Source organism: Roseburia sp. AM51-8, assembly GCF_003478275.1.
GTDB classification, from domain to species: domain Bacteria; phylum Bacillota; class Clostridia; order Lachnospirales; family Lachnospiraceae; genus Pararoseburia; species Pararoseburia lenta.
Map to the genome: position 1 here is coordinate 45,000 of NZ_QUEY01000003.1, position 12,550 is coordinate 57,549.

The 12,550-nt window shown below is 48.1% G+C and carries 9 protein-coding genes and 2 pseudogenes; all 11 read right to left on the reverse strand.

Going from position 1 to position 12,550, the window contains the following annotated elements:
• Positions 1–3: 3 nt before the first annotated feature.
• The 11 genes and pseudogenes from DW996_RS07160 to clpX all read right to left on the reverse strand — a co-directional run bounded on the left by DW996_RS07160 (position 4) and on the right by clpX (position 12,497).
• Positions 4–840 carry a DegV family protein gene (locus DW996_RS07160; RefSeq protein ID WP_118535282.1) on the reverse strand — a complete coding sequence of 279 codons (837 nt, stop codon included), beginning with the start codon at positions 838–840 and terminating at the stop codon, positions 4–6.
• A gap of 138 nt (positions 841–978) precedes the next feature.
• Positions 979–2,133, reverse strand: a complete 1,155-nt coding sequence (locus DW996_RS07165; protein WP_118535283.1) for a transglutaminase domain-containing protein — start codon at positions 2,131–2,133, stop codon at positions 979–981.
• Positions 2,134–2,166: 33 nt separating this feature from the next.
• Positions 2,167–3,611: pseudogene (locus DW996_RS07170) on the reverse strand (M18 family aminopeptidase).
• A gap of 581 nt (positions 3,612–4,192) precedes the next feature.
• A complete protein-coding gene (locus DW996_RS07175; RefSeq protein WP_118281749.1) occupies positions 4,193–4,396 on the reverse strand; it encodes a cold-shock protein in 204 nt (67 codons plus the stop codon).
• 94 nt (positions 4,397–4,490) lie between these two features.
• Positions 4,491–4,997: a DUF5721 family protein gene (locus DW996_RS07180; RefSeq protein ID WP_118535284.1), complete on the reverse strand. Its 507-nt coding sequence runs from the start codon at positions 4,995–4,997 to the stop codon at positions 4,491–4,493.
• 72 nt (positions 4,998–5,069) lie between these two features.
• Entirely contained in the window at positions 5,070–6,776 is a 1,707-nt protein-coding gene (locus DW996_RS07185) for a S8 family peptidase (RefSeq protein WP_118281747.1), read from the reverse strand.
• 13 nt (positions 6,777–6,789) lie between these two features.
• On the reverse strand, positions 6,790–9,516 hold the full coding sequence (locus DW996_RS07190) for a hybrid sensor histidine kinase/response regulator (protein WP_118535285.1): 2,727 nt from the start codon (positions 9,514–9,516) through the stop codon (positions 6,790–6,792).
• Positions 9,517–9,909 carry a response regulator gene (locus DW996_RS13325; RefSeq protein WP_243098706.1) on the reverse strand — a complete coding sequence of 131 codons (393 nt, stop codon included), beginning with the start codon at positions 9,907–9,909 and terminating at the stop codon, positions 9,517–9,519.
• A complete protein-coding gene (locus tag DW996_RS13330; protein ID WP_243098736.1) occupies positions 9,906–10,640 on the reverse strand; it encodes an HD-GYP domain-containing protein in 735 nt (244 codons plus the stop codon). Before DW996_RS13330 ends, DW996_RS13325 begins: the two co-directional genes overlap by 4 nt.
• 148 nt (positions 10,641–10,788) lie before the next feature.
• Positions 10,789–10,959, reverse strand: a complete 171-nt coding sequence (locus DW996_RS13335) for a hypothetical protein (RefSeq protein WP_243098707.1) — start codon at positions 10,957–10,959, stop codon at positions 10,789–10,791.
• A 30-nt stretch (positions 10,960–10,989) separates the two neighbouring features.
• Positions 10,990–12,497 (reverse strand): annotated as a pseudogene (gene clpX / locus DW996_RS07200) (ATP-dependent Clp protease ATP-binding subunit ClpX).
• Positions 12,498–12,550 lie beyond the last annotated feature (53 nt).

Genomic DNA, 12,550 nt, shown 5'->3' on the forward strand with positions numbered 1-12,550 from the left:
GCGCTATACCACCATGATAATGCCTCCATCATTGGCATACATACTGCTGACACCTGCCGTATCAACAATAAAAATCTTCTTAAAAGAGGCTACCTTTTCTATTTTTTCTTTTAATTGTAGCGCACGCTCCTTACAGTTACAATGAGAAATTGCAAGAATACGATTTTCACAGTTCTGTGTCACTTCCATCATGGACTGGACCATACGATCCAATGCCTTATTCATGCCTCTTGCCTGCGCCAACTGTTGAATGGAGCCTTCCTCGGTCGATCCCATGATCGGCTTGATGTTGAGGGTGCTGGCAAGTTTTGCCTTCAGATTGCTGAGACGCCCTGCTTTGCGCAGGGTCTCTAAGGTCTCCAGTACAAAGAAAGTGTGCTGGTTTTCGATGTAATTACCGACATTTTCAACCACTGTCTCAAAATCCATACCGGCTTCTTCACAGGATGCAATATAGAGTCCGATCAAAGATTCCCCGACAGAAGCAGACTTGGAATCGATCACACAGATCTTCTTATCCTCATGGTCTTCTAAGAAAAGATCCTTTGCCAGACAGGCACTGTTGTAGGATCCGCTCAACTGTGATGACAGGGTGATCACATAAATATGGTCTGCATCACAATCCATCGCCTGCATATAGGCATCCGGGGAAGGACAGGCTGACTTTGGGCTCTCCTCACTGGCAGCGACCTTTTTCAAAAAATCTGCCTGATCAAAGGTCATATCATCAACGATCTCTGCATCATCGACCTGTAATGTCAGCGGAACATTGGCAAAATGTCCGTTCTCTTTCATTTCTTCTGATAATTCTCCACAAGAATCAATGATTATTTTATACATAAAAACGCCTCCCAACCTGTTTGTGGTTTTGTTTTATTTCTCACGTGGTTTTCATCACCACATCATAATAATATATAAAACCACTTTTGTAAATACTTTTTGCGCATTTTCCAGCAAAAGTGGCTTTTTCCTACTCTTTTACAAGACAAAAGTCAAAATATAGAGCGATTGATTTTCAAAATAGGTCAGTTCCTGCTGCCCCTCCAGATATGTAAAGATTCTATCCTGCCCGATCAGATCGTCTTTTACTTGCAGGTAATCCTGCAAATTTGACATACGAAGGGAGATTTCTGTCGCACCTCGTCGATATTTTTCCCTGATCCGGCTGCCAATAGCAGACAAATCTGCTGTCTCAAAATACAGACCTTCCTGATAAAAGTAATTGTCCGTCACGGATTCACAGGCAGGCAGGTCAAAGGGCATATCCGCCGTATGGGTCGCCGCCAGATCCTGCGTACTGGCGCCCAGATAGCCGTAATCGATCTTCTTGGCACCCTGCAATTCTCCCAGAAAATGGGTGTTGCCCCAAGTGGTATCAATATAATAGTATTCTCCGTCCAGATTGACCAGATTCCATGCATGGTTATCGCCACCTGCCAGACCGGTCACCACGATAGACGACACGCCCAGTTGCCACAAAAGATATTGCGTCGCATCCGCATAGCCCTGACAAACCGTCTTCTTACCTATAAATACGCTGATGATATTCTGATTATTCTGGCTATCGGCATCATAATCCACCTGACTGATCAGTGTTTCATAGACATACTTGACTTTTTCATAATCGGAGGCATCGCTGTCGATCCCAGCCAGCCAAAGGTCTGCAACATCATCGATCTGCGCTTGCAAGTCCTCCCGCTCCTGCTGGGTATAGGTATAGGTCGGCATAAATTCCATGCCGATCACCTGATCAAAACTGGAATAGGTGTTGTACTGGTAACCGGATGTCCAGAAAAGCCCGCCGTAATCTGCCATCACACAGCGATATGCCTTGTCTAAGACATCCTGATCCTTGGTGGATACCGTCACGCAATCGGTATGATGCTGGATGCAATCTAAGATCTGATCGTAGACTGTCTGCTCCTCTGCCGACAACTGCTGGTAGGCAAAGCGGTCTGCCGAAATGGTCTCAACCTCTTTTGCCTCGCCCACAACGACCTTTTCCAGCCGCCCATTGACGGTCTCCTGTAAAAAATCCACCGGACCGCAGGCAGTCAGAAGTAAAAGGCAAAGACTGCATACAAGCCCCAGACAGGCATATATTCTATTATGTCCTTTTGTATTTTTTCTCATTCTAATTTCCAAAGGTTAAAAAATCGTTAAAGTTCAGGCTTCTCCATAAAAAGATACGATCAGATCTTTCAGGTTGCCGTAATCTGCCTGCCCCATCAATTCTCTTGCGGAATGCATGGCAAGCATAGGTACACCCACATCGATCGTGCGCATCGGTAAAAGTGCAGAGGAAATGGCTCCCAAAGTACCGCCGCCCACAATGTCAGATCGATTCGTATATTTCTGGTAAGCGATCCCATTTGCCCGTGCGATCTGTTCTACAATGCCAATGGCTTCGCAGTCCGTAGCATAAGATTGAGAAGCAGCCTCCTTGATGGCAAAACCATCTCCCATGATCGGCTGTGATGTGATGTCTGCTTTTTCCACATGATTTGGATGCAGGGCATGCGCCACATCCGCAGAGACCATCAGTCCCTGATAAATGGCATCTTTTGCAGTCCGAGCCGTCCATCCCATAGATTCATAGATCTTTTCGATGACATCGGTGAGAATGGCAGATCCTGCGCCCTGCTTGGTCCGGCTGCCGATCTCCTCGTGGTCGTAACAAATGCCGATATTTAAATGCTTGTCACAAGTTGCCTGACACATAGCCTCCATGATCGCAGCACAGGAACTGATATTATCAATACGCGGCGATGAGATCATATCCTCTCGCAGACCGATCTGAGCCGGTTCTTCCCAGACATAGATAGACAGTTCAAAGTCCAGAATATCCTCCACCGGCACTTGCAGTTCTTTTGCCAGAAATGTCATAAAGGCATCCTCATCCTCGCCCATGCCAAGCAATGGCAGCATATCGGCCTGGCGGTTGAGTTCTATGCCCTTATTGATCTCACGGTTCATATGGATGGCAAGGTTTGGGATGGTTGCCAATGGTCTTTTACTGTCGTACAGGCGCATCTGCGGATGTAGGCACTTATCTGACCGCAGTGCCACGCGTCCGGCGATCCCCAGCGGACGATCCAGCCATGTGTTCAGAATGCTCCGCCGTAGACTTCCACATTCAGTTTATGATATTTCTTGGTCTTGACATCCGGGCTGGTCTTGATCCGCATACAAGGATAATCCGTATGTGCCGCAGCAATGCGGAGTGCGATATTATCCTGACTTGCCAGCATCTCATCCTTTTTTGGCACGGTAAATGCCAGGATCGTTGTGCCATGATGATTGATATAATACTTTTTGCTTTCTTCCAGATGCCATGCTTCTTCCATGGCAAGCGGTGCAAAGCCTGCCGCCTCTAAGTCTGCTGCGCACTGCTGCACCAGATGAAACGGCGTGATCCCCGCCTTCAAATATTTCACTAAGATCTCATTCTTCATTCTACTTCCTCCATATATAGCATATCGCCTTTTCTTACTGTCATACGTCCTATCTACGCAGGACGGGCAACACTCTTTGTATAGGAAACAATCTAGGGCAAGTATGACCGGGGGGCACTCCCTATATGTAAAACATTGGAACATAATTCTTTGCATCTCTTAAAGAGGCAATTTGTTTGCACGGAACTGTCTCTTGCACAACTTCGACAGTCGGCTGGATGTGTCCGTCTGTGACAGATATTCAAGGGCGCCGCGGCAAAGAGATGCTAAGAACTTGGACTGATGACGGAGAGGAGTGTGGTGATCGGCGCAAACGAACATCCGTGTGCGGTTGCGCCTCTCGGGTACATCCCTGTACCCTCGCCACCTAGATGGTAACAAGTTCTAAGCATCTCTAAGTCGCTTTGCATTCATATCTGTCACAGACGGACATCATCCCAGCCGATTGTCTAACTTTGCAAAGACAGTTCTAATCTGAAAAACAAATGCCTCTTTTTAGAGATGCAGAATTGTGTGACGTTTTATATATAGGGAGTGCCCCCCGGTCATACTTGCCCTAGATTGTTTCCCCTGCCACTGATGTTCCCATCCTGCTCAGCCGCCGCAAAGCAAAAGGCGACATGCTATGCACGCCGCCTTTCCTTAATCATGCTGTATCCCAATTTCCTGCTCAATTTAAATCAAGATGTATAAACTAAAAAGGTACATTGAAAACGGTCTGATTAATACTTCGTAGATTAGCCTACTACTGTTACGTTTACTGCCTGTGGTCCCTTAGCACCATCTGTAACATCAAATTCTACAGCAGCGCCTTCTTCTAAAGACTTGAAGCCCTCCATGTTAAGGCCTGTGTAGTGTACGAAAACATCATTGCCTTCTTCGTCAGAGATGAATCCGTAACCCTTCTGGTTGTTGAACCACTTTACTGTACCCTTGCTCATTACAAGTACCTCCAAAAAAATTATCTATATTGGAAACCAATATGTGATTAGAGTAGCACACAAGCGCCGAAAAGTAAAGGCATTTCGGTCTTTCTTACACGGCTTTTTCCACTGCGATCGAAAGTCTCCCAAAAAAGGCCAATACCCATGTTTTCCATGCTTCTTCCATGCTTCGATCCAGAGAAAATCCCTGCATGGTGCAACCTGCCGTCACCAGTAATTCTTCCCCGACATAGCGTAAATTCAGGGTCAGATTGGCTACCTCGGACGGCTGGATGGAAAGACTCTGTCCCTCTATGATCTCGCGTAAAAGTTTTTGCGAACATAGAAAGGTAAAATGAAAAGATGCCGGTTTGCGCTTGCCCTTGATCATATCAAAGCACAATTTGCGCACATAGCCATAAGGCACACAGCGCTCCCCGGAAAGTCCTTCCTCCAAAAGTTCCTCCTCGGTTAGATAGCCCTTGGTCAGATGTCCGTCCAGAGAATAAGTCATCCTGGTCGTGATCGTCGCATCTGACAACAAGAAACGATCAAAGGCTTCCGACGCCAAAAGGTCATTCATGCAATTTTTTACATCTAATACTTTAAGTGCTAACATTCTCTCTCCTTGGTATCTGTGATAGGTCACTGCCTCTATTTTAACAGAACTCCTGCTTCCCGCCTATCCTTATTATATACGCCGGAAAGATTCATACAGATCCAGCGCCCCATAGCCCCACTGCCTGTTGGGATAAAGGTCACCGGGGATCGCCCTTGCCCCCCGGATCAAAAAAATTTTAACTTGTGTCGTATTGACCAGAGTATCCTGCCGTCTGTCGCACCATTGCAGATAAAGTGCCGCGGCCCCTGATGCGATCGCCACAGCCCCGCTGGTACCGGTCTGCCTTTCATACCGGGCTTCCGCCGGGAAATTACCCCTGCCTGCTACTGCTCCTTCGACCGCATAGCCCGGTGCCGCCAGATCCGGTTTGATCCGCCGGTCTATAGTATAGCCACGCCCGCTTTCCAAAAGAATAGCATTTTCCACGGCATTGTAGCCTGCAATGGTCAGAACGCGGTTGGCATTCGCCGGATTCATAATGGTCGTATCCGGGTTGGATGCCAGAAAGTAGATGCGCCCACATGTCAGCGCCTGCCCCGGCAGATACATATGAAATTCTCCCGGCTGTCCGTTTTCGCTGTAGACCCGGATCCGCCATATGCCCTGCGCCGGTTTTGTAAAACGATAATAGATCAGTTGGTTGCCTGCCGTGGCTTCCGGGAAACTGTAGTCCACTTCCACCGTCGTTCCATCCAGAGGAAAATCATAGATCTGACTACCCGCCGTCTGGATCCCGACCGCCGGATGTACCTCCCCGGAAGGCGAAACGATCGCCACCTCATAGCGGGCAGGTGCCAGACACCACTGTTCCATGACAAAACCGCAGACATCTTCTTCCACCACAACTTCCACCTGCCGGTAGGCCTTTTTCCCCAGTCCTTCTTCTATGTCCTCCGCCGTAAAGACTCCCTGAAAATGCTTTCTTGCCGCCGCAAGATTTCCGGTCGCCGTCACTACACATCTGCGGTAGGCAACCGCCAGATCATTCAGATAAAGTGCCAGGGAATTGTTGCCGCTGTGGCTGCTGAGCCCGCAGCCCAAAGACATACAGATCACGAGCGCCTGCCCCCGCATCCTTGCCAGTTCATCCAAAAACTGTATGCCGAACATGATGTCATTTTCCGCATAGCAGGTCGCATCCTCCGGGATAAAATAATACTGGCGCAGATAAGGTTTTGCCTCTTTTAAATGCACCATGGCGATGTCCGCCGCCGGTGCCGCCCCACTGTGATCTCCTACGTCACTGCCTGCAGCCACGCTCGCCACATAAGTTCCGTGCCCGGTCGCATCACGATTGCCATAGACAGAAAGGCTATCTTTTCCATACACTCTGCCGTAATAAGGCTGTGGCAGGTCATCCGCCGTTCTGGCCGTGCCTTCGTTTTCTTCCACATAATTCTGATCCCAGACCGCGACGATTCGGCTTTCCCCAGCGGCATCCAAAAATGCCGGATGGGTCGTATCGATCCCAGAATCCAAAAAGCCGATCAAAACGCCTTTTCCATCCAAGCCCAGCGCCGGGTTTTCCCGCACCTGCAGGATCCCTGCTGCATCCAGGGCTTCCATGGACAGAGGCTGGTAGCAGTTTGGTATGGCATTATAGTGGTAATTTGCCACCCGAAAGTCGGGATAGCGATCGCGCGAGACAAAAAGAATGGTGTAATTGTTCCCCACATCCAGACCACAGATGCCATCCGAAAGCGGAGGCAAATATGCCGTGTTGCGCACGATCAGATCGTAATAATCATTTCCATAGATCATATCATAACAATTCATATGATATCTTATGCTATGATCTGCTTTCTATATCCAATTCCTGCAAAAATTCTTCCAGATAAGTCTCGCCTTCCTCATAGGCAAAATCCATAAAATACGCATGGGTCTGCTCATAGGCAGCCTGCTCGCTTTCCGGCAGGGCGATCTGCCCTAAGGTCTCCAAGCCCCGCTCGATCGATCCGGTATCATAGGAAGCAAAAGCCTCCTTGATCTCCTGCCAAAGATACTGCCTTTTGTCGCGAGACATGACCTTTTTCTGCTCCGACTCTTTTTCCGTCTTTGCCAGAGCATCCTGCATATAGGAAAGTTCTGCCCGCACTTCCTCTAAGGCATCATCCATACAGGAAAGGAGTTCCTCGATGTGGCGATCGATGTATTTCTGATTGCCTACGATCGCCGCCATTTCTAAAACTTCCGCATATTCGCTGAGATATTCCTTCTTGATCTGTCGGCTGGCACTCTTGACACCATGCACCTTGGCACGGAAAAGTTCCCGGTCCTCCTTAGCATAGACTGGTAGTTCCTCCCGCAGTTCTTCCATCTCATCCAGATAGGTCTGCAAAGCCCGCGCATAGATCTCGATATGATGTGCCTGCCCTGCGTTGTCCCGCAAGACGACCGGCGTCTGCTTTTCTTTGGGCAGCAATTCCTCCAGCGTGTTTTTGAAGCGGAACATATCGATCGGCTTGCCCAGGAAGGCATCAAATCCCTTGTCCTTAACAGCCCGTATAATATCTTCCTGATCGCTCGCCGTCAAAAGCACCAATGGCACTTGACTGTATTTGCGGATCTCGGCTCCCGCTTCCAGCCCATTGACTTCCGGCATAAGATAATCCAAAAAGATCAGATCATAGTCCTCATGTCTGGCAGCCTCAACTACTTCCATACCGTTCGCCACGATGTCCAGTTGTACTTTCCAAGGGGCTATCATATGGCGGAAGATCTGCTGATTGATGACCATATCATCTGCCAATAAGACCCGCGCCGTCGGATAGACATAATCCGGGCAGACATCATCCTTGTAGTTGACTATTCTATCAACTAAAGTAAAGTGATTGATCTCACCCGGCTGGATTTTGCCTTCATCCGCCTTTCTATGGCAGAAGGTCACCTCTACCCTTGTACCCCTTCCCTGCTGGCTCTCCACCTTGCAATCGCCCTGCATGAGTTTGCATAATTCCTTGACAATAGTCATGCCAAGTCCTGTTCCCTCCTGTCCGTCCACGGTATAGGTACGATAGGACTCAAACATATGCGCCATCTGTTCTTCCGTCATGCCCGCTCCGGTATCCTCGATCAGGCAGCAGAAACGCACCCGGTCATCTTCCAGATCCTGACAGGACAGGGTCAGGTCGATCTGACCGGATTTGGTAAATTTGACCGCATTGGAGATCACATTTTGCAGGATCTCCCGCACATGTTCCTCATCCCCAATGACTGTCTGCGGGATCGGCGTTGCAAACCGCGCCCGACAGCCGACATCATGCCCATGCAAGTTGTATAAGAGCATCTGCATGAGTTCCGTGATCAGGTGTTCCATGGAATAAGCGTGTTCTTCCAATTCCAAACGTCCCACTTCCATCTTTGAATACAAAAGGATCTGATCGATCTTTTCTAAAAGATCATTGCCTGCACCTCGCACATAAGAGATCATGGCACGGTTTCTGGCAGAAATGGCATGGCTGGTCATGAGGATGTCACTGGCTCCTATAATGGCATGCACCGGTGTCCGCAGGTCGTGGCTCATGGTCGCAAGCATGTGGCTTTTCATCTGTGCTTGCCACTGTGCCGCCTTGCTCTCCTCGGTCAACTGCTCCAGACGCGCCCGCTCTGCCGTCACATCTGCAACCGACAACTGATAGCCTAAAAGCCGCTTGCCCTGACAGACGATACGCTCTTTACATTCATAAGTCTTGTCCCGATAGACATAATCGCCCACACCGCCGTCCTGCACAAAGATCATATCCTTATGTTTCCAGAAGAAGTCATGGATATCCTCAAAATTGCAAAACTCCTTGCCATCCAGGAAAATATCCATCGCCATACCATTGGCATCGATCAATTCCAGGTTTTTATCCAGCAAAAACTGCGCCACACTGGAATTTGCAAAAGCATTCTGCTGCATGACCACGCTGGTCGCCACCAGACGATTGGCAAAGATCAGATATAAGATGATAAGACAACTTGCCAGACATACCACCAAGAGCAGGGAATGTCCCCGTGTTGATTTGACCTGCCAGGTACTGCCCACCACAGACGGCAGACAAATGGCGATAAACATAAGGGCATTCGTGATGCTGTCGCGTTTGGAAAAATGCTGTGTCTCATATGAATATAAGGCTCCCGCCGATACAAAAAGCGCGTTAGAGATCGTAAAGAAACGAAATGCCACCACATAGGTATCCGGCTGGTCGAAATGTAAAAATATCAGGATAAGTAAAACGATCAGATAAAGAAATAAGCCCACATGGATAGCGTGAGGCAATTTGATATGCAGATAATCGACCGCATAATAAGAGATAACGGTCGTCAGCGTCAGTATCAGTAGATTTTCCAACTGGGCAAAAAGACCTACGGCTCCCGTCAGCATCAAAACGATCCGATAAAAATCAAAGACGGCGATTACGCCTAAAAAGAGAGGCAAAAGACGATGTTCTCTGGAATACACATGATGCGCGATATAGGCAAATACCGTGACCAGTGTCACCAGCAAACATACCACTTGAAATCCAAATACCATCTAATTTGCCTCCCATCGGTTTATGATACGCTCGATCTCGGAACGTATGTAAACCGGCTTGTATGGTCTGACGACATAGCCCGCCACATTTAAGTCCTTGCATGCCATGATCGTCTTGGTGTCACAGAGTGCAGATACAAACATGATCGGCACACTCTCCTTTGTCATATCCATGACCCGCTTTGCCGCCTCGATGCCATCCATCTGCGGCATGTCGATATCCAACAGGATCAGATCCGGGTATGGATTCTTCTCTAAATATTTGATCAGTTGTGCGCCCGACTTCAAAAGCGTCACCTTGTAATCATCCTTTAAAATGTCATAGATCATCTGTAAATTGGTCTTCATATCATCCACTGCGATGATATGAACCTCCCGCTGATGCTTGATCATTTCCTTCCGCTCGGCCTCAGAAGAAGTAGAAACTTCCTGCTTGCCCTTTGGCGGTAAGATGGCGATCGACATATTGGCACGGTCAGACAGATCCAGTGTCGTGCCATCCAAAGCCGCACGATCGGTCGCAGATTGTGGGCATCCGCATTCTCCTTGATCACACCGACCCTGCCATCGGACAATTCCACCTCGGTGCCCTTTGGATAAAGAGGGATGGAACGCAGCATGACCTCAACAACCTCCCGGTCAAAAAGGATCCCGCAACCGCCCATGAGATACTCTGCCGCTTCACACGGCGCATAAGGCTCTTTGTAAGGACGCTTGGAAACCAGCGCATCATAGACATCTGCCGCATGTAAGATCTTGGTAAAAAGAGTCTGCTCCTCACCCATGACACCATTAGGATAGCCTGTCCCATCGACATTTTCATGGTGAAAGAGAACCGCCACCTTGATCTGTGCAGAAAGGTCAAAACGATCCTTGATGAGTTCATAGGAAATGACCGGATGCTCCTGCATGCGCTTGTATTCTTTCTGGGTCAGACGCCCCGGCTTGTTGAGGATCTCCCCGGGGATGGCAAGTTTGCCCAGATCATGCAAAAGGGCTGCCGTGACCAGTTGTGCCATCTCTTTTTCATTCATGTGCATTTCCATGCCGATCACACCGCACAAAACACCTACATTCACGGAATGTGCATAGGTATAATCGTCATAGGAACGCAGATCCAGCATATCCAAAGAAATCCTTCCCTTGGAAGGATCTCTTCGACCAACTTTTCTGCCACGACCTTGCAGCCGTCAATATCTCTTTTTTCGATGCAATCCATGCCCTCCGCACGCAGTTGCGGCGAAATGGCATCCTCCACCTCAATGTCCTGTGTCAGTTCATCCTCGATGTAGATATACCCGCATAGCCGTATTCGATCAGTTTTTCGATGTAATTGTCCGTCAGCAGGATATGACTGCCAACCAGCGTTCGCCCATTACTATCATATAGGCTGGTCGCCAGCTGCATCCCTGCTTTTGCTTCCGTCAGTGCGATGTATCTCATGTATATCTACTCCCTCAATACCGTAAAAAATTATCCTTCGATCAGATTGGCTTCTGCTCCGCGCATAACAATCTTTGGTCCGCCCTTTTTCGTCACATAGTCCTCTGTGATAATGACTTTCCCGATGTTGTCATCCTTAGGGATCTCATACATGATATCCAGCATAAACTCCTCTATGATGGCACGCAGGCTCTTGCGCCAAGTTCTCTCTGCTTTGCCTGTTTTGCAATGGCATGCAGTGCCTCATCCGTAAACTCCAACTTGACCTCATCCAGTTCCAGTAACTTCTGATACTGCTTGATGATGGCATTCTTTGGCTCTTTCAGAATACGGACTAACATATCCTCATCCAGTGCCTCCAGTGAAAAGAGGATCGGCAGACGTCCCAGAAATTCCGGTATCATGCCAAAATTCTTGAGGTCTTCGACTGTCGCCTTCATCAGGATATTTTCTTCCTTGTCGTACTTATCCTTGAGATCTGCCATAAATCCCATGGAAGATGCCTTGTTGAGTCTCTCCTTGATGATAGAATCCAGATCCGGGAAGGCCCCGCCGCAGATAAATAAGATATTCTTGGTATCTACGATGGTCATCGGCACCATGGCATTCTTGCTGCTGGCTCCGACCGGAACCTCAACCTCGGCTCCCTCTAAGAGTTTGAGCATGCCCTGCTGTACGGATTCCCCGCTGACATCACGCTGATTGGTATTTTTCTTCTTTGCCAGTTTGTCGATTTCATCAATAAAGATGATACCGCGCTCTGCCTTTTCCACATCATTGTCTGCTGCCGCCAAAAGTTTGGAAACAACGCTTTCGATATCATCACCGATATAACCTGCCTCGGTCAGAGAAGTCGCATCTGTAATGGCAAGCGGCACATCCAGGAGGCGCGCAAGTATCTTTACCAGATAGGTCTTACCACTACCGGTCGGTCCGATCATGAGCATATTGGACTTTTCGATCTCGATCTCATCCATGGTCCCGGTTGCCACACGCTTGTAGTGATTGTAAACGGCAACGGACATGACCTTTTTGGCGTATTCCTGTCCGACCACATACTCATCCAGTTCTGCCTTGATCTTGTGTGGTGGCGGAATATTCTTGATATCCAGCACAGGTGCTTCCTGCTTGTCTTCTTTCTTTTTCTTCTTTTTCAGACGCTGTGAGTTTGGCATGTTCGGCATGAAATCAGAAAGATCCGAAAGATTTACCATGCTGATATTTGGCATCTTGGAAAAATCAATGTTGTTTAAACTTGCATTGTCCCCACTGCCAAAGCCAAAACCTTCCATGGAATCAAAGGTCTTTTGCATACAGTCGTTGCAGATACAGATGTTATTTGGAATGTGGATCATCTTGCCGGCAACAGACTCCGGTCTGCGGCAGATATAGCAGATATCCTCATAATCATCCTTTTTGTCGTTATTCGGATCTGCGACGCTCGGGTCTACCGTAGTATCACCTGTCACTTCTACGACATCCGCATCCTTGTCTTCTTCATCTATTACTTCTCGAAAATCATTATCGTGTTCTGACATATTTTTTCCTACTTTCTGTTTTTACTTATATTAGAGAATTATAAAACAAAAAA